Annotated in this window: 23 protein-coding genes; 10 read left to right on the top strand and 13 right to left on the bottom strand. The window is 44.5% G+C overall.

From position 1 onward, the window contains the following. The first annotated feature begins 119 nt into the window (after positions 1 to 119). Entirely contained in the window at positions 120 to 665 is a 546-nt protein-coding gene (locus ATB74_RS13885; RefSeq protein WP_060982855.1) for a GNAT family N-acetyltransferase, read from the top strand. A 110-nt stretch (positions 666 to 775) separates the two neighbouring features. Here ATB74_RS13885 and ATB74_RS13880 read toward each other — a convergent pair whose 3' ends face one another. From ATB74_RS13880 to hinT, 7 genes are all read right to left on the bottom strand, one after another. Next, the gene (locus ATB74_RS13880) at positions 776 to 2065 is read right to left on the bottom strand and encodes an NAD(P)/FAD-dependent oxidoreductase (RefSeq protein WP_060982856.1); all 1290 of its coding nucleotides are present in this window, start codon (positions 2063 to 2065) and stop codon (positions 776 to 778) included. 489 nt (positions 2066 to 2554) lie between these two features. Next, positions 2555 to 3094: an alpha/beta hydrolase YcfP gene (ycfP, locus tag ATB74_RS13875; RefSeq protein ID WP_060982857.1), complete on the bottom strand. Its 540-nt coding sequence runs from the start codon at positions 3092 to 3094 to the stop codon at positions 2555 to 2557. A gap of 108 nt (positions 3095 to 3202) precedes the next feature. After that, on the bottom strand, positions 3203 to 4057 hold the full coding sequence (locus tag ATB74_RS13870; protein ID WP_061018942.1) for a phosphotransferase: 855 nt from the start codon (positions 4055 to 4057) through the stop codon (positions 3203 to 3205). A gap of 203 nt (positions 4058 to 4260) precedes the next feature. Beyond that, on the bottom strand, positions 4261 to 4851 hold the full coding sequence (gene lpoB / locus ATB74_RS13865; RefSeq protein WP_048658277.1) for a penicillin-binding protein activator LpoB: 591 nt from the start codon (positions 4849 to 4851) through the stop codon (positions 4261 to 4263). An 86-nt stretch (positions 4852 to 4937) separates the two neighbouring features. Further along, on the bottom strand, positions 4938 to 5321 hold the full coding sequence (locus ATB74_RS13860) for a YcfL family protein (protein ID WP_019822451.1): 384 nt from the start codon (positions 5319 to 5321) through the stop codon (positions 4938 to 4940). Further along, complete coding sequence (locus ATB74_RS13855; RefSeq protein WP_061018941.1) at positions 5321 to 6712, bottom strand: COG3014 family protein; 1392 nt, start codon at positions 6710 to 6712, stop codon at positions 5321 to 5323. The genes ATB74_RS13860 and ATB74_RS13855 overlap by 1 nt, the downstream gene beginning before the upstream one ends. A 277-nt stretch (positions 6713 to 6989) precedes the next feature. Beyond that, positions 6990 to 7340: a purine nucleoside phosphoramidase gene (gene hinT, locus ATB74_RS13850; protein ID WP_004736268.1), complete on the bottom strand. Its 351-nt coding sequence runs from the start codon at positions 7338 to 7340 to the stop codon at positions 6990 to 6992. 277 nt (positions 7341 to 7617) lie between these two features. On the opposite strand from hinT, the gene ATB74_RS13845 reads away from it, so the two are divergent. Next, positions 7618 to 9609, top strand: a complete 1992-nt coding sequence (locus ATB74_RS13845) for a methyl-accepting chemotaxis protein (RefSeq protein WP_061018940.1) — start codon at positions 7618 to 7620, stop codon at positions 9607 to 9609. 197 nt (positions 9610 to 9806) lie between these two features. Further along, positions 9807 to 10973, top strand: a complete 1167-nt coding sequence (locus tag ATB74_RS13840) for a DUF1887 family protein (RefSeq protein WP_061018939.1) — start codon at positions 9807 to 9809, stop codon at positions 10971 to 10973. A gap of 197 nt (positions 10974 to 11170) precedes the next feature. On the opposite strand, the gene udp is transcribed toward ATB74_RS13840, so the two are convergent. From udp to ATB74_RS13820, 4 genes are all read right to left on the bottom strand, one after another. Continuing rightward, positions 11171 to 11929 carry a uridine phosphorylase gene (gene udp, locus ATB74_RS13835; RefSeq protein WP_061018938.1) on the bottom strand — a complete coding sequence of 253 codons (759 nt, stop codon included), beginning with the start codon at positions 11927 to 11929 and terminating at the stop codon, positions 11171 to 11173. Between the two features lie 283 nt (positions 11930 to 12212). Further along, positions 12213 to 14570, bottom strand: coding sequence for a zinc/cadmium/mercury/lead-transporting ATPase (locus ATB74_RS13830; RefSeq protein WP_061018937.1), 2358 nt, complete (start codon positions 14568 to 14570; stop codon positions 12213 to 12215). A gap of 153 nt (positions 14571 to 14723) precedes the next feature. Next, positions 14724 to 16187 carry an MATE family efflux transporter gene (locus ATB74_RS13825; protein ID WP_061018936.1) on the bottom strand — a complete coding sequence of 488 codons (1464 nt, stop codon included), beginning with the start codon at positions 16185 to 16187 and terminating at the stop codon, positions 14724 to 14726. Between the two features lie 173 nt (positions 16188 to 16360). Continuing rightward, complete coding sequence (locus ATB74_RS13820; RefSeq protein WP_060982864.1) at positions 16361 to 16777, bottom strand: CBS domain-containing protein; 417 nt, start codon at positions 16775 to 16777, stop codon at positions 16361 to 16363. A 303-nt stretch (positions 16778 to 17080) separates the two neighbouring features. On the opposite strand from ATB74_RS13820, the gene ATB74_RS13815 reads away from it, so the two are divergent. Together ATB74_RS13815 and ATB74_RS13810 are read left to right on the top strand one after the other, a co-directional pair. After that, a complete protein-coding gene (locus ATB74_RS13815; RefSeq protein ID WP_048609358.1) occupies positions 17081 to 17314 on the top strand; it encodes a hypothetical protein in 234 nt (77 codons plus the stop codon). 184 nt (positions 17315 to 17498) lie between these two features. After that, entirely contained in the window at positions 17499 to 17795 is a 297-nt protein-coding gene (locus ATB74_RS13810; RefSeq protein ID WP_061018935.1) for a hypothetical protein, read from the top strand. 99 nt (positions 17796 to 17894) lie between these two features. On the opposite strand, the gene ATB74_RS13805 is transcribed toward ATB74_RS13810, so the two are convergent. Continuing rightward, positions 17895 to 18881, bottom strand: coding sequence for a glycosyl transferase family protein (locus ATB74_RS13805; protein WP_081090122.1), 987 nt, complete (start codon positions 18879 to 18881; stop codon positions 17895 to 17897). A gap of 287 nt (positions 18882 to 19168) precedes the next feature. On the opposite strand from ATB74_RS13805, the gene ATB74_RS13800 reads away from it, so the two are divergent. From ATB74_RS13800 to ATB74_RS13780, 5 genes are all read left to right on the top strand, one after another. Continuing rightward, complete coding sequence (locus ATB74_RS13800; RefSeq protein ID WP_061018933.1) at positions 19169 to 19543, top strand: hypothetical protein; 375 nt, start codon at positions 19169 to 19171, stop codon at positions 19541 to 19543. An 89-nt stretch (positions 19544 to 19632) separates the two neighbouring features. Further along, on the top strand, positions 19633 to 20232 hold the full coding sequence (locus ATB74_RS13795; RefSeq protein ID WP_061018932.1) for a thiol:disulfide interchange protein DsbA/DsbL: 600 nt from the start codon (positions 19633 to 19635) through the stop codon (positions 20230 to 20232). A gap of 215 nt (positions 20233 to 20447) precedes the next feature. Next, positions 20448 to 20942: a peptidylprolyl isomerase gene (locus tag ATB74_RS13790; protein ID WP_061018931.1), complete on the top strand. Its 495-nt coding sequence runs from the start codon at positions 20448 to 20450 to the stop codon at positions 20940 to 20942. A gap of 242 nt (positions 20943 to 21184) precedes the next feature. Continuing rightward, positions 21185 to 22327, top strand: coding sequence for a BamA/TamA family outer membrane protein (locus tag ATB74_RS13785; protein WP_061018930.1), 1143 nt, complete (start codon positions 21185 to 21187; stop codon positions 22325 to 22327). Positions 22328 to 22606: 279 nt separating this feature from the next. Beyond that, positions 22607 to 23035, top strand: coding sequence for a MarR family winged helix-turn-helix transcriptional regulator (locus tag ATB74_RS13780; RefSeq protein ID WP_061018929.1), 429 nt, complete (start codon positions 22607 to 22609; stop codon positions 23033 to 23035). A 109-nt stretch (positions 23036 to 23144) separates the two neighbouring features. On the opposite strand, the gene ATB74_RS13775 is transcribed toward ATB74_RS13780, so the two are convergent. Beyond that, a complete protein-coding gene (locus tag ATB74_RS13775) occupies positions 23145 to 24011 on the bottom strand; it encodes a DMT family transporter (protein ID WP_061018928.1) in 867 nt (288 codons plus the stop codon). Positions 24012 to 24053 lie beyond the last annotated feature (42 nt).

Raw genomic sequence — 24053 nt, 5'->3', positions numbered from 1 at the left:
ATACTCATATTAATCATTCAAAACGCCCTCCATTGTGAGGGCGTTTTATTAAGTACAGGCTATATTCGCGCGGTACTTACTATCCTTACCTAGCATTTACACGTTACTTGGTACGTCCTATGAGCCCTGACTTCCAAATCAATACTCAAAACCTCAGTCTGAAGATTATTGAAGCTTCCGACGCTCAAGAGTTTTCACAACTCATCAAGTCCTCCCCTAGCTTGCTGCCATGGGTCGACTGGTGCCACGATGAGTTTTCTATCGTCGAAGCAGAAAAATTCATTCTGGCAACTCGTTTAAATTGGGTCAAAGCCGACGCGTTTGGCTTTGGTATCTTTGAACGAAAAAGCGATAAACTTGTCGGCATGGTGGCGATCAATGAGCTTTACCACACCTTTAATATGGCGAGTTTAGGTTATTGGGTTGGTGATGAATTTCAAAGAAAAGGGATCGCCAAAGAAGCGATGCTAGCCCTATTCGAATTTTGCTTCGCGCAACTGAAGTTAACGCGTCTAGAGATTGTCTGTGATACCGAGAACCTACCAAGCCAAAAGCTGATAGAGAAGTGTGGAGCCGAAAGAGAAACCATTGCCAAGAATCGATTTCTGTTTAACGGTAAGCCAAAAGATGGCGTGGTTTATTCTGCGCTACCTCCAACCTCTTAACGCTCTAGTTAGTTTGCAACCAGCGATAGCACGTAATCGACCCGATCAAAAAAGAGCTCCGAAGAGCTCTTTTTTATTATCAGCGTAATGCCCTTAGAGAGCTTACTTGATTAGTGAAGCTTTAGGTTTGGACGAAGTACACGGTTAATACGACCAACCAACATCATCAGTGATGTTTTGATTAAGCCGTGAAGCGCCATCTGGTGCATGCGGTACAAAGAGATGTAAACCACACGAGCAATACGACCTTCAACCATCATAGAACCTTTGGTCAGGTTACCCATCAAACTACCTACTGTAGAGAAACGGCTTAGTGAAACCAGCGAGCCTTTGTCTTTGTAGATGTAGTCTTTCAGGTCACGACCGTTCAACTTAGCAATGATGTTGCTGAATGCACAACTTGCCATTTGGTGAGCCGCTTGTGCACGTGGTGGTACAAATGAACCATCTGCTTGGGTACATTGTGCCAAGTCACCGATAGCAAAGATGTTGTCATCCAGTGTCGTTTGCAGCGTGTTTTTCACAACCAGTTGGTTGATACGGTTAGTTTCAAGACCACCAATATCTTTCATGAAGTCCGGCGCTTTAATACCTGCTGCCCATACCATGATTTGAGCTGGGATCTTGTCGCCATCTTTGGTTGTTAGGCCATCAGCGTCGGCTTGCGTTACCATAGTATTGGTACGAACGTTCACACCAAGCTTAGTTAGCTCAGAGTGCGCAGCGCTTGAAATTCGAGGAGGTAGAGCTGGGAGAATACGCTCACCTGCTTCAACAAGGTTAACATTCAGCTTGCTTGAATCTAGATCACCGAAGCCGTAAGTGCGAAGCTCTTTAACTGCGTTGTGTAGCTCTGCAGAAAGCTCAACACCTGTCGCACCTGCACCCACAATCGCGATGTCTACCGTTCCTTGACCGTTCTTAGCATGAAGCTTTAAGAACTGGTTGTTCATTTCGGTACGGAAACGGTGTGCTTGTTCTGGACTATCAAGGAAAATACAGTTGTCACGAACACCTGGAGTGTTGAAGTCGTTCGACGTTGAACCTAGCGCCATAACAAGAATATCGTATTCAAGTTCACGGCTTGGCATCAGCAGTTCACCGTGCTCGTCGGTCAACTCACTCAATGCAATCACTTTACGATCACGGTCGATGTCGTTCAGGCTGCCCATTTGGAAATCGAAGTAATGGTTTTTTGCGTGCGCGCGGTAGCTTAATGCATCAACACCTTCATCCAGTGAGCCAGTTGCTACTTCATGAAGTAATGGTTTCCATAGGTGGCTTGCTTTACGGTCTACTAGAGTGATCTGGGCACGTTTCTTACGACCTAAAGTGCGGCCTAGCTTAGTTGCTAGTTCTAAACCACCAGCACCGCCGCCTACTACGATAATTTTTGTCACAATGACAATCCTCTACAAAATGAATAAATGGGGCTCGGCTCGATTACTCCAACCGATAAATTCTATGTATCTACTCGGCCTTGTTGATAAGGCTGTGACATATTGGATAACCGCGAAAAAGAATAACGACAGCTCACCGAGTAGTTAGAGGGATTACAAACAACAAACATTCGTTTGTCGCTTTGCTCACATGGAAAAAAAGGCGTCTAGCTGAGAGATAGAACGCAAATAATGGGCAAGTTTTTCACTCGCTCTCAATTTTTTTTGATATTTGTCAAAATATTTTGCTTGGGAACATTATATATAGCAAAAAGATGACCGCAACAAAAATCCTTACCCACAATGAGGATTCGCCACAAAATAGTTAACGTTTGCGCAAGCTCGCTAACATAGCGGCTACGATCGCATCATCAATAGTAACCTTTGTTATCCAGATACAAAAAAGCAGCACCCAGATGAGTGCTGCTTTTATAAAATAACCAGAATAATTTAAGCGTTTTTAAATGCTTTCATTGCCTGAAGATGTTGAGAGATCTTTTTGAATTTATGACTCTCTTTATCGTCCCAGATTACATCGTAGTAATCTTCTAGCGCTGCAGCCGTTTTGGAGTTATCGTGAATTTCGTCTTCACGAGAAAGCACCACTAGGCAGCGACCTTTGTTTTTCATACGGTACTGCTCAACACACTTGGTCGCAATATCTTCGTACTCTTCAGGACGGTCAATTCGACCTACCATGTTGTTTTCAGGTTGCAAGTTTGGATTGAAAATCACCTGCTTAATACCACACAAGAAACCAATGCGCTCAGACCAAAAACCACCTAAGCCTACACCACAAATAATTGGATGCGGATCGTCGGATTGCTCTATCACTTTATGCACTTCTTTAAGCAAATGTTGCATATCGTGTTTTGGATGCAAAGTACTGTAGTTGATGAAACGAACGTCATCATCAATGAATTGCAACTGCAGTATTTTTTCGTGATTGCCCGGGCTTGTTGAGTCGAAGCCATGTAGATAGATAATCATTGTACCTCCCCCATTGAATATTGGTACGTTTTGATCAATCTAACACGAAAAACAAGGTTTTAAAGGGAAGACCACCGAAATTATATTTTTCACTTCCTAAACGTGATCCTAGCTACATAAAGTGTGACTTAGAGCCTCTGCTTCCTGCAAATAACTTTCATCGCCCCAAAGCTGATGAGCAAGTAAATACCAAAGCATTGCCATCATTTGGCTTCTTGGTAACCACGCTACTACACCATCTAGCCAAGGCTGAACATCATGGATACCTCGCAGCTGACAGTACTTCTCAACCGCTTCAGTGGCCGGTACTCCAGTAACTGCAATGGTCAAGGTTAAGTCGAGCCTAGGGTCTGCTAGCGCAGCGTATTCCCAGTCGATAATCTTAATACCGTCACTGTTTCTCACTAGGTTATAACCACCTAAATCAAAATGGCACAAAGACAGGTCGACATTGGTAATACTCGGGGCCACGCGCCACTCTTGATAAATCTTAGTGCAGGTTTCGGTCTTATGAATCGCATCAAGCTGCAGCCAATAGTGGTCGACTCGCGCTGTGAAACTGAATGGTTGCAGTGGTAATCGCGCAGTATTAACCAGATGTACAGAGATCAACGTTTTCAACAGGTCATCGAGTTCTAGATCTTCGTAAAGCGTCTCACCAGCGATCCACTCAACCAGTAGCCCCTGCTCATTGACCACGATAGGGCTTGGACCGATGCCAAGACGCTCAATTGCAGACAGCACTTGAAACTCTTCATGACGAGAGATGAAGAACGCTTTGGTGATAGGTGTAGTTGGCCGCCAAACGTAAGCAGTGCCATCGGCAGCTACTAGCTTCCAACATCGATTGGTCAATCCCCCAGTTAGTGTCTGCGCTCTGGTTGGAGGCTCAGAAAAGTAACCATCAAGCGAACTCAAACTGGTATCAAGAAGCTTAGCCTCAGACCAAGAAAAAATTGCCATTGCTTATTCCCTATAAACGTCTTCATTTCCCTACAAAAAAGACACTGACCAGAAGCCAGTGTCTCTTAATAAACAGCACATCATGTACTGCATTGGCGTACGACCAACCTATATGCAGCCAAGATTGAGCACTGTCAAGCTTATGGTCAGCCAAGACTAGACGCTGTCACAGCTGGCTGCGCATAGTTGGCGAGTAAGCGAGATTAAAGACCCAGTAGGCTCTTAGATTGTTGCTTACGGATTTCGGTCTCGTCAGCCCATTCAATCAAGCCAGACTCAAGATCCATTAGACGCATCGTCATTTTGTAGTATACGTCTTCATCGCTACCCGCTTTCTTAACGATGCTTGATAGATTGCCGTACAACATGTACTGAGCGCCAACCATTTTACCGAACTGAATAGCTGAGCTTTGATTCACTAGCTCATCGTTGTTTTGGAAGTTCAATTGGTCACGAACAGACTCAACACGGTCCATATCAACAAAACGGAACTTACCAGAGTTCAGCATTTTAGTACTAATGGTATCAGTGATTGACTCTGTATCGATATGCTCACTCGTTTTGTTCTTGATTCGCTCTACAAACACGATTGGACGCTGTTCACGAGTAATGTAAGCCACTGAACCAGACGCCATCATGCTATCGACCATTTCACCCGCAATCGTTTGAAGGTCAGTTGAACCGAAATCGATTGTCGTGGTTTCTACTGCTTGTGCATCACCGTAGCTTACCTTGTTTGAACAACCGCCTAAAATAACCGCTAAACCTAGTAGCGCAATGACACTCTTTTTCATTTTGTTTCCTCAACTTATCACTGAGCGGGGTTACCCACACTCTTAAATTCTTGTATTTACGAATCATTAGATCCGTTTTATCTAACTTACTGCTCTCGGAACTGAACTCTGAACTGAGTCGCTTTCGGGTTTACCGACACTTCCGACAACGAAATACTTTCAAAGCCACGAACAATCGCTTGCTTCCAAGGGCCTTGTTTGAGGTTGACCTCAAGCCCTGCATCGTCATACCAGTAAAAACGATAAAGGATATGTTGGTCGCCTTTATAGTTACTGTTTAAGCGAACGATTCCGCGCGTATGACCATCAACGAGATCGGTACGGATATCTTCAACCTGTAAGCGGCTGCCCAATACATTGTCACCAAAGAAAACGTTCTGAGTCAGGCTATCGACCCTTACACCAGCAGTGTTATCTGCACAACCAGCCAGAGCCATCACCGCTGCTAAGCTCACTAACCACTTTTTCATTACAGCCTCCCTAGCTGTTTATGCCACATTGTTGCGTTGTTTCCTTGTCGAGAAATCCACACCAAGGTGGTTTGCCCTTCTCGAATATCAAAGTCATACGTTTTAGCGCCCGCTTCCAACGTATATTGACCGCTGTTTGCTACAAACGTACTGCTCTTAATCTCAGCAGGTAAAGATTGCCAGCTGCGAGTATCTGGTTGCTCTGTCAGTGTGTTCCACACATTGAACAGAATATTTCCAACATCATCGCCTTTGGTTGCTTCTTTACGAATGCGATCTTTTGCAACCACACGTAGCGCTTGGCGAATAACAATGCTCGTCATACGCTCGGATAAATCATTCTGCGCCATTGCATTTACGTCAGTGATCAAGTGCTCTTGTAGCGGTTGCCCACTGATTCGCAACGCAGAAAAACGCTCTACGTTTTGGCTTGGGTAATATGGCAGCGCAAGAGAGTATATTGCTCCTTGATCGCGACTGTCATAAACAGGTAAATCTAGTCGCCAACTGTCCATAGCTTGCACAGCGCTCTGCTCTTGGAGAACAATTACTCGCCCTTCACCTTCACCAAGCTTAGATGATTGCTTGTAACGCTTTTCCAATGTCGCTAAATCTTGTCGCATCCCTAAACGAGCGGCTGTTGCCATGGTTCTATCTATAATTTCTTGGTTGTTTGGCATCACAGCCAAAGCACGGCGATAGTCAACATAAGCGCTGTTTAGATCATTCGAAGCTTCATAAAGCAGGCCAGACAAGAACATCAAATACGCATTTTGTACCGACTGCAGTTTTTTACCCGCATCAGGATAATTAGAAAGGATGCTACCCACATTGGCAGACAAACCCTGCTTCTTCGCATCGTTGGCTGCGCGATCTAACTCGGCTTCACGTTGCTTCTTCGCTTGTTCTTGAACTTGATTGGCGCGACGCATTTCGATCACCGCACCTTCTAAATCATTTTTCTTGAGATAATTTAAACCGAGATAGAGATGAAGAAAGCCCAACTCATAATCGGCTGGCACATACTCGGTAATATTGTCATTCACTGCCAGCGCACCAACACTGGTTGCGCTGTCTGAGATTGAGATCACCGCTTTTCGTTGCTGCTCGGTTACTGCTTGATCAGCCACTTCAAACGAAGACTTACTCTCAGGATATTTTTGATCCAGCAGATTAATTCTGCCTCTTTCAAAATTATCAAGGATGTCGCCTGCCGCGTAATCTGGTAGATCTTGCTGAGCCTTTGAATAATTTCCAGACTTAACGGCTTGGTAGATCGCTTTGTTTTGCGCACTATAATGGCTGAACAGGCTTCCTGCAGAAATACTCGCACAACCTACGGTCAACGCCGATAACAGGGCAATTGAAGCGAATCTAAACTGTTGCTTCACTTATCGTCTCCGTGCATGTTTAAAATGCCAACTTTATTAGGGTCTGCTGACCTTTCTTAGTCTCATTATCAAAACGAAACGTGTTGTAAAAAGGATCTCAAGCCAGTTGAGACCCTAGCGATTTAGCCTCGGCCTAGGCGATGCCGACATTCAGACAACAGATAGAACTTAAAGTTGGCATACAAACTACAAATTTTCCAACTAACTACTTGTGTTAACCCGCTAATGAGCTCGCTTAAACGAGCTCATTAGCTTCCATTAACTCGTTAGCTTTTTATTAGCTCATTAATAGGGGACCAAGTGGACGGCCACCAACCAAGTGCATGTGAATATGGTAAACCTCTTGGCCACCGTGAGAGTTACAGTTCACGATAAGACGATAGCCATCTTCTGCGATGCCTTCTTCTTTTGCTAACTTGCGTGCAACGGTAAACATACGCCCCATCATCGCTTCATCTTCTACTTCAACATCGTTAGTTGTTGGAATCAGCTTATTAGGAATAATTAGGATATGGCTTGGCGCGCGAGGGTTAATATCACGAAAGGCCGTTACTAAATCGTCTTGGTATAACAAATCTGCTGGAATTTCTTTATTGATGATCTTACTAAAAATGGTTTCTTCAGCCATGTTTCTCTCCGATAAAACATTTATTTTTTAATGCTTTGAGTATGCGCTATGCCGCATCAAACCACAATAAATCTGCTTTCAAGCATAATAAAAAACACCGTTCAAATCAAAGAAAACGAGTCTTAGTTCTCAAGAATGGCATGTTGGTTATAACTGAGGGTTATTTTTGACGTGTGCGTCATAAAATGCGTAAGCCGAGCTCAATAGAATGCTGATAATTTTGTTAGTTTTACTTTGACCTGACATTAGGTCTGTATTTTTATTTAGGGAGAAAGCCATGAAGGGATCTGTGATCAAGCGTATGTACGCTGGTTTCGCACTGATCATCATCATGTTCGCAGTCACGATAACCATCATGATGAACAGCATGAATCAGATACACAGCAATTTTGAGAGTGTCTCAGAAACCTCATTACCACTTGTCGCGCTTTCAAATCAAACAAGTGTTCAATTGCTTTCTGCTGATAAGTCATTCAAAGATTTCTTAACCACCCAAAACGCTGAACGCATGTCTGCAATGCGTACAGAGTTTGCTGCATCACAAAACTCGTTTTCTGAAGTGCTAGGTAACTTAGAAGCAGCAAGCCAAGACAATATTTCGCTCACCGAACGTATCGCGCAGTTAAGAGCGATGGAAGAGCGCTACTTCGCCGAAGCAGACGAAGCGATGAACAACTACGTTGCGATGTTTGAAGCACAAGAGCAGGTACAAAAAGCATCTCGAGACTTCCAACGACTGCATTCAGAATTAACTGTTGGCATGAAAGAGTACGTTGCCGATCAAAAAAGCATCTCTGTAAAAGTGATGGCAAAGAGCTATTTCATTAAACTGCAAGACGCAGAGGTCATTACCTCTGATGCACTTGCTAGCTCTGATGTTGCCTTCGTTCAAAAAGCCGTTAACCAAAACAAAAAGGCCGTTACTCACCTTAACTACGCTTATCGCGGCCTATCCACACAACTACCAGCGCTTAAAAATGTCTTCGATGAGTCGGTTCAGAAATTCACCAAAGACGTTGGCCAGAAAGGTGGCGTACTAGACAAACACAACAACTACCTACAAGCCAAGCAAGCACTGTACGTGAACATCGCCAACCTAGCCGTAGAAGTTGACCAAGCGATGGCTGTTTTAGATTCATTCAACGTGACCGCTGAAGAGCAACTCAATTCATCGTTAGCTGACGCAAGCAGCATCTACGACAAAGGCCTATTCAACGCGATCGCAATTGGCATCATTGTGACCGTATTCGCTGCAGCGATTGGTTACCACATTGCGCATAGTGTAAGAGAACCATTAACTCGTATTCTCGGGACATTAGAAGGCCTGACTCAAGGCGATATGACTCAACGTATCGATATTCGATACGACAACGAATTCAGCCGTGTGAGCCGTCACATCAATACCTTGGCTGACAATCTGCACAATATTCTCGTAAAGCTAAATGACGCTTCAGATGACCTAACCAAGACCGCAAGCGTAAACCAGAAGACTTCTTCTGAAACGCAAGCTCAGCTGAACAGCCAACGTGAACAAACCGCTACCGTTGCGACCGCAATGACAGAGATGTCTCATTCTGTACAAGAAGTGGCAAACAGCGCGCAAAGTTCACTAACCATGGTTCAACAAGTAGAATCGGCTTCTGAATCTGGTCGTCAGATCATGAACACCAATATCAGCACCATTAATCAGCTTGAGGTTCGCCTTACTGAATCAGTGGGTGCGGTGGGCGAGCTACAACAAATGAGTAGTCAGATTGGTTCAATCCTTGACGTTATTCGTGGCATTGCTGAACAGACCAACCTACTTGCACTCAATGCGGCAATCGAAGCAGCGCGTGCTGGCGAACAAGGTCGTGGTTTTGCAGTTGTTGCCGATGAAGTACGAGTGCTAGCGCAAAAAACTACTCAATCAACCTCTGAAATCGAGACCATGATCAGCAATCTGCAATCAAGTTCGAAAACCGCAAGCAACGTAATTGAAAGTTGTATGAGCGATATGGACATGTCGGTTCAACAAGCTTCAAGTGCAAACAGTGCGATGGAAGAGATCCAAGCCTTGATTCTAGAGATCAGCCACATGAGCACGCACATCTCTCAAGCAGCCGCAGAGCAGAGTGAAACGTCTGGTGATATCGCACGTAATATCGAAGACATCAATCACATCGCAGATAAGAGTTACCAAGCGATGTCTTCAATTGCGGAAGCAAGCCAAAACCTAACAATTCTAGCAAACCAGCAAGGTGATTTAGTACATCAGTTCAAACTATAGATAAATGAAGAATCGATAGATATTTAGTGAGATTCTTGAGACTTCATACCCAATAGTGGTAACTAATTGAGCTAGGGCAACTTTTATCAAGGGTTGCCCTTGTTTTTTATGAGCTTTGTCATTATATGATTATTAAGGCTTGCTGCTTCCCGTTTTTTCTTTCACCTTTATGAGCGAGCCGCTATTAAGGAATTTATATGGCTGTTCATGTTGGCATTATCGATCAAGACCCCATTCGCTTGCTCACCCCTTTACTTGATAACCGAACGGTCAGCACTCACATCGTGTTTATCGGCGACAAAAATCAAGTCAGTATGTACAAACGTTTAGACAGCGTTTTGCAGAAGCGCGACATTACCAGTGAGTTTTTCGAAATTCCGACCATCGTAAATACGTCCGTCATTAAAGAATCTATCCAAACCCTTGCCGAAGACCTTAAAGCACGCGGTCAAGAAGTGAAACTCAACGCGAGTTGTGGCCTTCGTCATCGTCTACTTTCCGTCTACGAAGTATTCCGTACTTATCACTGGCCAATCTTTGTTGTCGAACCAAACAGTGACAAGCTGTGCTGGTTGTACCCAAATGGCAAAGAAGACGCACAAGTTCAAGACCGCATTACTATCGACGACTACCTAACGGTATTTGGTGCTCGTGGTGAATTCAGCGATGTACAGCTATCCCCGCAACTTGATCAGAAGCTTTATGAGTTAGGTGAGCGCTGGGCAAGTAACGCTCTTGAATTAGGTCCAGGCCTTGCGACATTGAACTACCTTGCAACGACCTGTCGTAAAGAACAGAAGCTTGATGTTGAGCTCTCTGAGAAGCAACAAGGCTATCGCGAACTGAACATGCTGCTGAGCGATTTGGTTGAAGCTAAGATTGCGACTTACGATAATGGTATTTTAACCTTTGCCAATGAAGACGCGCGACGCTTCTCAAACGGTGAATGGCTTGAAACATTAGTTCACAGCACAGTTAAGCAGATCCAAGATGATATGCCGACCATTCAAGACCGTTCTTTGAATGTTCAGGTGTACCGTCAACTCGGTGAACGTGAGGTTCGTAACGAGCTTGATGTTGCCTCTGTGGTGAACAATAAGCTGCACATCATCGAATGTAAGACCAAAGGCATGCGTGATGATGGTGATGACACCTTGTACAAATTGGAATCGCTTAGAGACCTGCTGGGTGGCCTACAAGCACGTGCCATGTTAGTGAGCTTCCGCCCGCTTCGCCATAACGACATCACACGAGCAGAAGACCTTGGCCTTGCATTGATTGGCCCTGACGAATTGAAAGATCTTAAAACACACCTAACGGCATGGTTCACGGCTGCGGGTGGTAGTGAAGATCTCGAGTACTAAAAACAAATAAACTCATGAGAGCTAAATGCTCTTAAGCAGATTGTTAAAAAGGCGAATGACGATTAAGTCACTCGCCTTTTTTGTATCTGATGCTTTTTCTTGTCTACTTTCTCTGCCACATAAAAAATGGCCGCATCATTCGATACGGCCATTTTCAAAATTTGCAGTCAGTTTAAGACTTAAATCTTTTTTGCAACTTAAAGCATTTTACGAGCAGCTTCTACAACCACTTTGATTGAACGAGCTTCTGTTACTTTTAGTGTGTCGTGGTCTGGAATCTCTTTTTGAGTACGGTTGATGATTACACCAGCAACACAACCCGCTTTAAGGCCAGAGCTTGCACACATTGTTAACAGCGTTGCAGATTCCATTTCGAAGTTCAGAACACCCATGTCTTGCCATTCTTGCATAGAACCTTGGAAGCGCTTAACTACACGACCAGAGAACGTGTCGTAACGCTCTTGACCTGGGTAGAAAGTGTCACTTGAAGCTGTTACGCCCATGTGAACTGCTGCACCTGATTCTTCAACTGCCGCTTTCATTGCTGTTGCCACTTCGAAGTCAGCAACTGCTGGGAACTCCATTGGAGCAAAGTGTAGGCTAGCGCCGTCTAAACGAACAGAACCAGTAGAAACAATCATGTCACCCACGTTTACGTGAGGTTGGATAGCACCAGTAGTACCAACACGAAGGAAAGTGCGAACACCCAGTTGAGCTAGCTCTTCTACAGCGATAGAAGTCGATGGACCACCGATACCTGTTGAACATACAACAACTGGCTTACCGTCTAGTTCTGCGCGGTAAAGTGTGTATTCACGATGGCTAGCAAGAAATACTGGATTCTCCATCTCTTCTGCAATTTTTTGTACACGAGCAGGATCACCAGGGATGATCGCAAGAGTAGCACCGTTAAGATCTGCTTCAGTAACACCTAAATGGAAAACAGCTTGAGACATAGTTCGCTCCTTTTGGCTTATTGGGCTTTTTACCCTTATTTAAGCTCATAGTAAATTCGTGGGGTACGAACACACTCTAACCAAGCTAACCACAAAATGAAGTGATACTCGTCACATGAATGATCGCAACAAGATTTCAAGTTTCACGAAAAACCGATTGGCATCACAAAAATAAGCAATCCATACTCCTGTGTTGCATACTAATGAGACAAAAAGCGCCTTTACCGTATTACCGCTAAAGGCGCTTTTTATATTAAGAATGCTCTATGTCGGTGAGCTCGATTTAATCCGCTTTAGATTTGAATCGAAGCAGACGCAATGCGTTCAATGTCACCAATGCAGTTGCACCACTATCCGCTAAAACTGCCACCCACAGACCGGTAATACCTAACAAGCTTGTCACCAAGAATACGCCCTTCAAACCAAGCGCAAGGACTACGTTTTGACGGATGTTATTCATGGTCGCTTGCGACAGTTCAATCATCGCTGGCAGCTCAGTTAAACGGTTATGGGTTAGTGCTGAATCCGCCGTTTCCAAAGCGACATCCGTACCACCACCCATTGCGATGCCGACATTCGCCGTTTTCATTGCTGGTGCATCGTTAATGCCATCGCCGACCATCGCCACGTGCGACTGTTGAGATAACTCCTCAACATAAGATACCTTGTCGCTTGGCAATAGGCTTGCCTTGTACTGCATACCAATCTTGCTACTGATCGCTGCGGCACTACGTGGGTTATCGCCAGTCAGCATGATAGATTGAATGCCCAAGTCATTAAGTCGCTCAATCGCAAGCTTAGCGTCACTGCGTAACGTATCTTGCCAAGCAATCAAACCAATCACTGCCGTTGCGTGTTCTGTTGATTCTTCTTGATCTTTAAGCTCAAGAACAACCACAACCGTCTTACCCTCGCCTTCTAATGCTTCAACCTGAGAAACCACATCGACACCAAGTTCGAACGTGACTTTAGACGGTGACAGAACCTGATACTTAATACCATCAACATCACCTTCCACACCGCTACCAATCAGCGCTTTTTTGTTGTGTGATTCTGGGATCTCAATATTCAGCTCTTTTACTTTCGCCACTAGCGACTGCGCCAATGGATGAGTAGAGCCAACTTCGATTGCACCAACCACACGCAGCATCGCATCTTGTTGCCAACCCGATAGAGGCTGAATGTCGGTAACCTGGGGCTTACCTTCGGTCAGTGTGCCCGTCTTATCGAAGGCAATAGTTTGGATTTTGCCAAGCTGCTCCAGTGCTGCACCGCCTTTAATTAGTGCACCACGTTTCGCTGCTGCCGCTAAACCAGAAGTAATCGCTGCTGGCGTCGAGATAACTAACGCACACGGACAAGCAATCAACAGTAACGCTAGGCCACGGTATACCCATGTTTCCCAAGGTTGAGCGAACAACAGTGGTGGCGTGATAATAACGAGCAAAGCCACCACCATCATCAATGGCGTGTACCAACGGCTGAACTTATCAAGGAAACGTTCCAGCGGTGCTTTACGAGACTCTGCTTCTTCAATCAGGTGGAGAATACGGTCGATTGCATTTTCACCTTGTTTTGAAGTGATGGTGATACGAACCACTTTATCGACCACCACAGCGCCAGCCATGATGCTGTTACCTTCGATATGTTCAACAGGAACAGATTCACCGGTTAACGCACTTTCATCAAAGCTTGCCGCGTCTGTAATCAATTGGCCGTCAGCAGGTAAACGAGAGCCCGCAGCCACTTCAATCACATCACCGGGAACCAGTTCACTGACTGCAACTTCTACACGTTCGCCGTTGATGATCTTAGTCGCGTTCTCCGGCACTAATGCCATTAGCGCTTGAACGCCACTTCTTGCTCTAGATGAAGCAAACGCTTCTAAGCGCTCACCAATCAAGAACAATAATAGAACCATCGCCGCTTCCGCGGTTTCACCCAGGTACAAAGCACCCAGCGCGGCAACACTCATTAAGGTTTCAATAGCAAACGGTGTACCTGAGCGTGCCAACTGAACCGCTTTCTTCGCCACCGGATATAAACCAAGCAGACAAGTTACCGTAAACAAGCCTTCACTTAATTGAGGAGAGGTACTTTTCAGAAGCGCAGCAAACAGCATTGCCGCTGCAATCGCGATAATCTGTAAATTAGGTTGGATATGAGCTTGCCAAAAAGTCTCAGGCTGTTGTTTTTCTCTCTTAGAACCGACTTCCGTTAATGGGAAGCCAGTTTTGATAGAGACCTGTTCAATAGTGTCGGCAAGGCTTTCATTATCGAATTTCACAACCAGCTTTTCGGTAGCAAAGAGAACCTTCGCTTGAATAACACCGTCAATATTGCTGATCGCGTTTTCTATTTTTCTTGCACAAGCTGGGCAGTCCATTCCGGCAACCAACCAACTTTTGGAAAATTGGGCGTCGAGAGATAAGGTTGAGGACTGACTGTCTTCTTCTCCACTATCCGACGAACTACAACAATCATCTCCAGACGATGACGGAGCTGCAGAAGAGCTACAACAACCAGATGAAGTACCTGCTGCTGTGATGCTTGAAATTTTAGGGCTAGAGCAACTTGCTCCTGCCGCTTGAGGTTGAACGTCCACTTTTGTTGAGCGGCACGCTGCATGTTTTGCGCACATAATGTATCTCCTTAATACTCAAAAGCCTTGAGGTTGTTGCTAACTCACGAGCAACAGAACCTTAAGTTCATCAAAAGTATAAACCTTGGAGGCTACTCCAAGGTCAAGAAGAAGTTATCGAGAAAACAAAAATATTATGCCTGCGCCAATGGCTTACTGAGATTTAAGCTCCGCACACTCTTCACGATTCGCCGATACATCATCAATAAGCACCGCATCGTGTGAACAGAATGGCTGTGTGTTCAAACTCACGATAGACACATCGTCTTCGACAGGGTCGACTTGAGAACCTTGCATCAGCTCAGCGATATGATGTCGAAGCACCAAGATACCTAAAATCCCGAACAGAACATTACCCAAAGCTTGGCCATAGAGAACACCCAAAGCGCCATACCACTCCGAACCTAGATAGACGAACGGCAGAGTACCTAACGTGGCTTTACCCAAATTCAATGCTGTCGAGTAAAGCGGTTTACCTAGGTTATTAAAAGAGGTGTTGGCAACAAATAGCGCGCCGTTAAAGGTGAAGGTCAACGCCACATAAGTACAGAAAGCCGCCACAATGATTGCTGCATCACCTTGTAGACTAAAACCTTGAATGACATAACCTTGAACGAAGTACAACAGAATACAAACGGCAATGGTATAAAGTGTCGTCACCAGCAATGAGTTATTGAGTGTTTCTTTAACTCTGTCCATGCGTTCTGCACCAAAGTTCTGACCAATGATTGGTCCCACAGCGCCAGACAAGGCAAAGATAACCGCAAAACAAACCGGTGTTAGACGACCGATCACGGCAAAGCCCGCGACAAAATCCTCACCATATTGTGCGATACCTGTCGTCACAATCGCATTACCGATAGGCGTTGCGGTATTGGTGATAATCGCAGGCAGCGCAATCGCCAATATTGGTCGAATATTAAGGCGCCATTGCACAAACGAAGGTGGAGCCACCAGCTGATGGCTACGAATCAGAGGATAAAGCGAGAAGAACAGCACCGAGAAGCGAGCAACAACCGAAGCGATAGCTGCCCCTTCGATGTTCCAACCAAAACCAAAAATAAACAGAGGATCGAGAATCGCGTTAACAATACCGCCCGACAAAGTCGCCCACATCGAGCGTTTCGCATCGCCCGCCGCTCTTAAGCCGGCACCCGCCGCCATCGCTAACGCCAAAAATGGACCACTCGGTAGCAAAATCTGTAGATACGCTTGAGCACGCTCAGCAGCAATCCCTTTTGCGCCTATCGCGGCTAACAGCTCTGGAATATAAGCGAACATGATTGCAGTTACGGTGGAACTGATAACAAACGCAGTCAGCATGATGCTGGTGCTTAAATTTCGAGCGTGTTCTTGATTCTTTGAGCCGATAGCTTTGGAAACTAATGCGCCCATGGCAATCGAAGTACCAATCGAAACAGAGGTAGAGAAAAAAGTCAGCGTACCTGCAAAGCCCACTGCCGCGGCCAATTCCACCTGCCCGAGCATACTGATGAACAGCATGTCGAGTAAATCTACTACAAATAACGCCATCAAACCGACAGAGCCAGCCCCCGACATCACCAATATATGGCGCATCGTTGAACCTTCAACAAACTTTGCCGTTTGATTTGACATGAAACCTCCAAAAGTTGGCATACCGCAAACTAAAGCTTAATAAACTAGTCAACCACAAGCTGGGGATCCACAAAGAAAGGATCTATCTAGAAAAGCTCTATACAGAAAAAAGGCGCTAGTGCGCCTTTTGTCAATTATGGGTATTGATAAAAATAATCGTTCTTAACACCTTACTATACAGGATGTTTGAAACATTCATCTAAGTTCTTGCCGATTGCTCTCAAAACATCGGTTCGGGTGATCATACCGACCAGCTTCCCGTTATCAATTACTGGGTATGCCTTAGGTTTCCCAACTTGCATCATGTCCGCCAGCTCAATAATAGATAATTCAGGTGAGACAGACAGCACTTCTTGATACATGCAATCACCCACAATGTGTGTGTCTTGGCAGAAATAGCTCACCTTCACCAGTTTCTCGAGTAAATCTTGCTCAGAAAGGAAACCAATCACTTGCTCATTATCGTCAATTACGGGTCCACCCATATGGTGGCTACGCATCACTTTGTCTAACGCTAGACTTAACGGCATATCAGGAGTAAATGTCACAACCTGTTGCGTCATATAATCTTTCACTTTAATAGAATGCATTGCGTTCTCCCTAAATACTTTGCGTTATATATTTTTCTATCTTGTTAAGTTAATTGTTGTCTAAAATCTTGATTTTACTAAATGGATTTCAACAATTTTATTGATAGGCAAAACCTAACAAGACAACAAAGCGAGACAAACAAAGGCTTGAGCACGTTTTAGGCCACCAGAAAAAAGGAAAAAAAGAGCTCTTACAAAGCCTTACTTTCCCTTGCTTAACCTTACTTAGCCGAACTAGCCTGAGTAGATAAACCCTGTAATCTTCACCGCACTAATAATTAGAAATCCGGATTTAGGAAGTTTATGCAACACGACAACAACATGTATGCGTATGTTTATGCAGGTAACGACGGTACAGAAAACACACTCATCGCCACTATCGATAATCAAGAAAAACCGCTTATTTCAAGCTGTGTTGATGAGATAAAACGCATGTCGTGCTTAGCCATTGACTTAGCAGCAAAACACGACCTAAAAGTGAAGCTGGTGAAATACCAAAGAGAACAAGAGATTGACTTCGGCTTGTTCGTTAAATAGCAGACTCATCACACATGTCTTGACAGTCAAGCTCAACAAGCATTGTCAGCGACACATGAATACCGTATTTTGTGGCAAGTTCTTGAGTAGGTAATCACATTGACGATGATTACCTGCTTTAACCGATAAGCGCTCGAATTGGACATATCCGTCGCACCGCTTTTCATTGTCCAAACGGTTCACTATGACTTTGCTTCGTTCTCCTCAAACTCTTCTATCTCACTTTATACCTAAGATAAAAAGCTACTTTAGCGAATTGTTAGATTTCCAATCACGCATTTGGGTGGTTCATATCTTTGAAGACTCCTTCACCGATCAGTCCTTTGTGATAAATGAAGATGGCTTTAAAGAGCCGTTAGAGTGGATGAAGAAGCGATCCTATCAAGCAGCAATGCTTGAACGAGTTGAGAAAATGAAAATTTCACAAGTCATTGAGATTCAATTTGAAGGCAAGATGCATCGATTGATGCGAGTAAAGTAACTCTTATTGCTTGACCATTCACGAAAGCCCTTTGCTAGAAATCAAGCACAAAAAAGGCCAGCACACGCTGACCTTCTCTCATTGGTTAAAAACCATCATCTAACTCGCACAATACTCATGCCACAGGCGCACCGCTTTCTGGTATGCCTCAGTTTTATCGTGCGTTTCTGCAAAGAGAATAGCTGTCATGCTGTCAACAACGGTATTCGCCATTAACGCCATCTCTTCAGCCGGTGTACCAAGTACACATTGACTCGGAAGTGGCAGCTCTAGGTTTATCATCTCTTCCCAGTAGAACGATTCGACTTTGTCAGGAGAGCTCATCCAAACCGTTTGGCTAACTTTAGGGTTATATTCCGACTCACCATTCATCCCTTTGAATGAAATCACCGAGTGGGATTTATTGCCAATGACATGCTCAACTTCCGCATGAAGCTGTGGGAAGCCAGGATGGAAACTGCCACGCAGACCTAAACGGCCACCACCTGGATTCAATGCTCGAACCACAGTGTTGATTGGTGTGCGCAAACCGTAACGGTGTTTCCAGCCGATCATGGTCTGAGCTTCTGGTGCAAAGTTGGCAAGCGGTAAATAAGCGATACCATCAGATTCAAGGATCTGCTTCGCGTCTTGTGGATCTTTCGCACTACGCACACCGACACACTCAAGGTGAGTCTCTACGTGCGTGCGGCCACTTGGTTTATCCATATAGCCATGCATCAATACCTTATAACCATCGTCAGCCAATATCTTCGCAGCAAGCAAATTCCACGGCTTACCACTGGCAGTATCATTACGTTTACCGGCGTAACACGGCCAGTCAATATCTGCGCCTAAGTCTGGCACTCGTGATTGAAAGGCTTTTACAAAGCCGGCAATCTCTTCATTGGTTTCATTCTGCACACGAATCAACATCAGTAGCATCGCCATTTGGTCGTCACCGACCTCTCCGCTTAAATACTCATCCATGATGCGGTAGGCTTGTTCGAACGACAAAGGCTTACGCCCTCTTTCTCCTCGTCCAACTGTACGAATACACTCTAAAATACTACTCATTGATTGTTTATTCTCTTCCGTTGATATCAATAAAATTCGAATACGTTTTCGATTCTATGATACCCACAGTCCATTGCAAAGCGATTCAACAGCTGTTCCCTAATTATCAATACACGGATTGAGGTGAAATTAACGTATGCAGCGCACCTTGATAGGTCAAACAAAAATAGAACCCTGGCAAGTTTCATCGGGTTTGATTAGAGATGCTGAAACAAGTCGTGTATTATCGGAACGTTTGCGCTTTACCTATTTTACGGTTAGCGGTTGCACAATTTTATTCGCACCAACACACGTTCATATACCAAGACTAAGAATTGATGCCAAAGTTGATTAACAAAATTTGGGTACACGCTTTCATGCTCTTCGCTATGCTAATGGCCACCATTAGTGTGGACAGCATCGCGAGCAGCAATGCTCTGCAAGCCCCTCAAGCTCAATCAACTTCCACCAATAGCTTCTCTTTCTCTGCTTCTAACATCAGTTCTGTAGAAAGCGCCCCAACACCTTTTCCCAGCGCACAACCCAACGTTGAACACCATTGCTGTGGATCAGTCTGTCTACTGAAAATACCACCACTTATCGTTTCTGAATCTTTCGATACGCAGATTGAATCGCTGGCATTGATAGAAAAAGAGCCTTCACACAAAGCGATCATTGCACCACAAGCGCCATATCGCCCTCCTATTTCTTAATCGTTTGTCCCTAATTGGCAATATCTGCCACCAAGATATAACAGCGCATTTGCTGTATCTAATGACATCCGAATTTAGGAAATGAACACATGAAAAAACTATTTAGCCTCTTTGCCGCTCTTATCTTGAGCGCTTCAGTAAACGCCGCACAATTTGAAGAAGGCACGCACTACAAAATCCTTGATGTAGCGAAGGCCGACAAGCCTGTCGTAACCGAATTTTTCTCTTTCTATTGCCCACACTGTTACAAGTTTGAAGGGGTGATTAAGTATCTAAAAGAAGACTTACCAAAGTCAGCAAGCTTCCAAAAAGTACATGTCGCTTTTATGGGTAACAACATGGCAGTGCCAATGGCAAAAGCTTACGCGACCATGATTGCTCTAGACGCTGAAGAAAGTATGGTTCCAGCGATGTTTGCTCAGATCCATGAGAAGCAACAAACACCAAAAAATGAAGCAGAGCTGCGTGAAGTTTTCATTGATAACGGTATCGATGCGAAGAAGTTTGATGCGGCATACAACAGCTTTGCAGTGAACTCGATGCAAAAACGTTTCGATAAAGAGTTTGATCAAAGCACACTAACAGGTGTGCCTGGAGTTCTGGTTAACAACAAATACATCGTGAAACCGGACCAAATTAAGAGCTACGAAGAGTACAACCAACTAGTGAATTACCTGCTAACTCTTTAGCAATAACTAGGGCCTATTTTAGATATCTCAAAGTCAGCGATTTCATCGCTGGCTTTCTTATATATGATGTTTCCTAGCCACTCACCAATCCCGTATATACGCTTGGGAAGTATTGTTAACTGGCATCCTCCATAATTTTTCATATACTGCACTCAATTAAGCTATCCACTGTGCTGTAGCATTCCAAATAATAGCACTCAAATATTGGGACCTTTATGATCATTCTGACCACTAACTTTGGCGACATTGAAATTGAACTGAACCTTGAAAAAGCGCCAGTAACGTCGAAAAACTTCCTTAAATACTGCCAAGATGGCTTCTACGAAGGCACGACATTTCATCGTGTTATTGAAGGTTTCATGATTCAAGGTGGTGGACACACTATCGACATGACAGAAAAACCAACTCGCGCACCCATCGTCAACGAAGCAAACCGTGGCTTAAAGAACGTGATCGGCTCTGTCGCTATGGCTCGTACCGACGCCCCACATTCTGCAACGGCGCAGTTCTTCATCAACCTTGATGACAACGACTTCCTAGATCATACCTCAACGACGAATGCTGGCTGGGGTTACGCGGTATTCGCTAAGGTTTCAGCGGGTATGGACGTGGTAAAAAAAATCGCTGTAGCGCCAACAACCACTCGCTGGGGACACGAAGATGTACCTTGCGAAGATATTGTGATTACTAAAGTCACCATCAACGAGTAAATCGCAAGTAAAAAGCACGGGGTCACAAGTAACAAGCGCCCCCTACCCACCATCCCGAAGTGGTGAGAACTTTTCTCACCATTTTTTATTGTCGATGTTATCAACTGTACTCATTTCTGTACGGTATATTTATAGGGTTAACCATTCCCTTACTATTAATCAGTATAAATGACGTGTTATGCTCCAGATCCGCAAGCTCCCGTAGCACGGCGGTCAACCTTACATTGGACGTAACTCTCTACATGATTCGACACTCTTTTTGGACAACAGCCCTTTTCTCTTCTGTTGCCAGTTTCTCTAGTTCAGCATTCGAAGTTGATACGCGAGAATCCCAAGAACCAGAACTCGATGACCAATTTCGTGTTATCGCGATCCCCTTTTATGACCCGAGTGTAGATACCGGGCTCTCTGTGGTTCCCATCTATAACTTCTACGCCGATGGCGAAACTAAGAACGCTTCCACGTTATCAGCGACACTGACTTACACACAGAACGACAGCTATTACATCAAAGGTAATGCGGAGCTATTGCTGAAAGGTGATTCGGTGAGATTCAGTGGCGAAATGGGGTTCTCTAGCACTAACATAACCTTGGTCGACCTTGTTGATACCAACCATCAAGAGTACGCGTTCGATGGCGATTTCTACTTCAAAGTGTATGACAATATCTATCTAGGTATGGGGTTAGACTTTTCCACGGCTCGCTATTTGGCAGACACTCCCCGCGACAAATTGTTGTTGAAGTTGACGGGGTTTAGCGAAGAGTATGAAGCTGATACTGGCGCTAAACTTTCATTCTTATGGGATGAGCGAGAGCATTACTATTATCCGTATCATGGCTTTTTATTTGAGCTCACGTATGAGAACCACGGGACTTGGTTAGGCAATGATGAAGATGCTACCTACTCTTCACTGTTTTCAGACTACCGTTTTTTCTACAGTTTAACGCACAATGACAACCACATTATTGCCAGCAGGTGGGTTACTCGCTACCTACTTGATGCTGAAAATGCCCCAAGCAGTGCATACAGCACTTACGGGCGACAAGGTCGTAACGTGCAACGAGGCTTTGTTGCAGGGGATCACATTGCCTCTCATATGACCAACCTAGAAATGGAATATCGCTACTCACTTTCTGGCTCATCGATCAACTTCCTAAACAACGTGTCCGTGGTCGGGTTGACCGGTGTCGGCAAAGTATTTGGTGAGAGACTCAGTCCAAAAGATCCCTATCATAGCTTTGATGATGGTGATCTTTTATCGATGATTGGACTTGGCCTACGTTATCGCTTGATACGTCAAGAGCGTATTAATGTGCGTATGGATTTCACCTACAACAGCGAAGATGAAGTATTGGCGTACTTTAGCTTGGGTGAGAACATCTAGTTTCGGTGTCACTGAATCAGGATCCAATAGACAGATTCCCAATGTATTAGCTATCCAGAACCCTCTTAAAAACTTTCTGCGTAGAAAAGTCCAATCAACACCGATAGTTCTCACCATACTCTCCGGAAAACAAAATCATTGAGAGTCAAAGGATCATTTTAGAAATGGCAGTCAATTAGCTTTTTCATCAAATAGAAAATCATTATTGATGCTAATTGCGTTCATATTAGTTACGATGACAATAGTTGTAATGTCATCGTAAGAATTAGGTACAAGCGGATGTCAGTAGAATTTGATAGACAAAATAGCTTTGGATGGATGATCAATGTAATCGCCAACAAAGCGAGTAAAGATTTCGACCTAGAGCTGAAGAAGCACGGCCTAACCATCGCATTGTGGCCAACATTGATGTGTCTACGGGAAGAGGAAGGTATTACTCAGCGTGATATCGCGGCAAAATCCAAAGTCGAAAATTCAACCACGACACGCACACTAGACAAGTTAGAAAAGCTTGAGTTGGTTGAGCGTAGAGCCGATCCAAACAGCCGTCGCTCTTTCCGAATCTACTTAACCGAAAAAGGCAAAGCTCTCGAAGAACAACTCATCTCTATCCCTGCTCGTTTAAACAAAGAGTTAATGAGCGAGTTGGACGAGCAAGAGCAACAACAAATACTCAAGCTACTTCAGAAAATGGTCGCGGCAATCTAATCTTATCGTGCTAAGTACTTACCGAGTTTAGTGCTTTCCGAATTTATTACTTATGGCGATTTAAGCGTACATTAGAGAACAAGCAACACTCGGTCTCGCGCCGAGTGTTTTATTGTCGTCTCGACCACTTAATATAGCAGAACAGTGAAGCAATAATCACAGCCCCACCTAGCAGCTTTTGCATCTCTACACTTTCGCCTAACACACTCACACTCAGTAACAGCGTCCATACTGGCTCAAGAATCATGATCAATGCCGCTACTTCCATGTTGACAGAGTGTTGGCCGACGGTTTGAAGCAAGTAACGAATAGAAGTCGCAATAACCGCAGACACGATAAACCAGAAAACTAAGGTTTTGGTTATTTCGAACTCCGGCTGAACGGTCATCGAAGCAAAGGCTAAACCACTCACGCCCACCACAAACAACTGCACACAGATTGATGCGATAGGTTTGATATTGGTAATCACGCGCTTGTTCATCACAAAATGAACGGACAACAACATCGATGCTAGCAGAAAGTAAATCTGACTCTGCTCGACATGCCAGCCGTTACCCAAAGTCAGCAACAGCATGCCGATAATCGCGATGGGGAACGACATCCAAAACGCACGATTAGGCTTAACTCGAAACAAAATCCAAGACACAAACGGTGCAATGATCATCGCGAGGCTCATGATGAATGCCCCTTCCGATAAGCTTTCTGTCACCGATACCGCAAACACCCATACCTGCAATGAGGCGGACAGCAACAAACCCACTCCGCAAAGAGAAAGTATCTGCTTAAACGAAAGCTTACGAATATGATGAATACAAAACGGAAGTAAAATCAGGCTTGCCACAACAAACCGCACACCAATGAACACTGGTCCTGGCATTTCTAATACCACCAGCTTAGATGCAATCCATCCAACCCCGGCTAACAGGGTGGCAAATAGGAGATAAAGTTCCCCACGCATCGCTTTCACGTTCATCATTTTATTCGGTCCAATAACGAAAAAAGCAACCTGACTCTGCCA

The sequence above is a fragment of the Vibrio splendidus genome, assembly GCF_001557875.1.
GTDB lineage: Bacteria > Pseudomonadota > Gammaproteobacteria > Enterobacterales > Vibrionaceae > Vibrio > Vibrio splendidus_F.
This window is presented reverse-complemented; position numbering and strand designations above follow the sequence as displayed.

Bases quoted from the DNA above. Each gene is read 5' to 3' on its own strand.
- ATB74_RS13870 (WP_061018942.1), bottom strand. From the start codon at position 4,057: ATGGCAATTTTTTCTTGGTCTGAGGCTAAGCTTCTTGATACCAGTTTG.
- ATB74_RS13800 (WP_061018933.1), top strand. From the start codon at position 19,169: ATGCCAAAGTTGATTAACAAAATTTGGGTACACGCTTTCATGCTCTTC.
- hinT (WP_004736268.1), bottom strand. From the start codon at position 7,340: ATGGCTGAAGAAACCATTTTTAGTAAGATCATCAATAAAGAAATTCCA.
- ATB74_RS13790 (WP_061018931.1), top strand. From the start codon at position 20,448: ATGATCATTCTGACCACTAACTTTGGCGACATTGAAATTGAACTGAAC.
- ATB74_RS13860 (WP_019822451.1), bottom strand. From the start codon at position 5,321: ATGAAAAAGTGGTTAGTGAGCTTAGCAGCGGTGATGGCTCTGGCTGGT.
- ATB74_RS13810 (WP_061018935.1), top strand. From the start codon at position 17,499: ATGACTTTGCTTCGTTCTCCTCAAACTCTTCTATCTCACTTTATACCT.
- ATB74_RS13825 (WP_061018936.1), bottom strand. From the start codon at position 16,187: ATGTCAAATCAAACGGCAAAGTTTGTTGAAGGTTCAACGATGCGCCAT.
- ATB74_RS13785 (WP_061018930.1), top strand. From the start codon at position 21,185: ATGATTCGACACTCTTTTTGGACAACAGCCCTTTTCTCTTCTGTTGCC.
- lpoB (WP_048658277.1), bottom strand. From the start codon at position 4,851: ATGAAAAAGAGTGTCATTGCGCTACTAGGTTTAGCGGTTATTTTAGGC.
- ATB74_RS13820 (WP_060982864.1), bottom strand. From the start codon at position 16,777: ATGCATTCTATTAAAGTGAAAGATTATATGACGCAACAGGTTGTGACA.
- ATB74_RS13830 (WP_061018937.1), bottom strand. From the start codon at position 14,570: ATGTGCGCAAAACATGCAGCGTGCCGCTCAACAAAAGTGGACGTTCAA.
- ATB74_RS13795 (WP_061018932.1), top strand. From the start codon at position 19,633: ATGAAAAAACTATTTAGCCTCTTTGCCGCTCTTATCTTGAGCGCTTCA.
- ATB74_RS13845 (WP_061018940.1), top strand. From the start codon at position 7,618: ATGAAGGGATCTGTGATCAAGCGTATGTACGCTGGTTTCGCACTGATC.
- ATB74_RS13775 (WP_061018928.1), bottom strand. From the start codon at position 24,011: ATGATGAACGTGAAAGCGATGCGTGGGGAACTTTATCTCCTATTTGCC.
- ATB74_RS13840 (WP_061018939.1), top strand. From the start codon at position 9,807: ATGGCTGTTCATGTTGGCATTATCGATCAAGACCCCATTCGCTTGCTC.
- ATB74_RS13885 (WP_060982855.1), top strand. From the start codon at position 120: ATGAGCCCTGACTTCCAAATCAATACTCAAAACCTCAGTCTGAAGATT.
- udp (WP_061018938.1), bottom strand. From the start codon at position 11,929: ATGTCTCAAGCTGTTTTCCATTTAGGTGTTACTGAAGCAGATCTTAAC.
- ATB74_RS13815 (WP_048609358.1), top strand. From the start codon at position 17,081: ATGCAACACGACAACAACATGTATGCGTATGTTTATGCAGGTAACGAC.
- ATB74_RS13780 (WP_061018929.1), top strand. From the start codon at position 22,607: ATGTCAGTAGAATTTGATAGACAAAATAGCTTTGGATGGATGATCAAT.
- ycfP (WP_060982857.1), bottom strand. From the start codon at position 3,094: ATGATTATCTATCTACATGGCTTCGACTCAACAAGCCCGGGCAATCAC.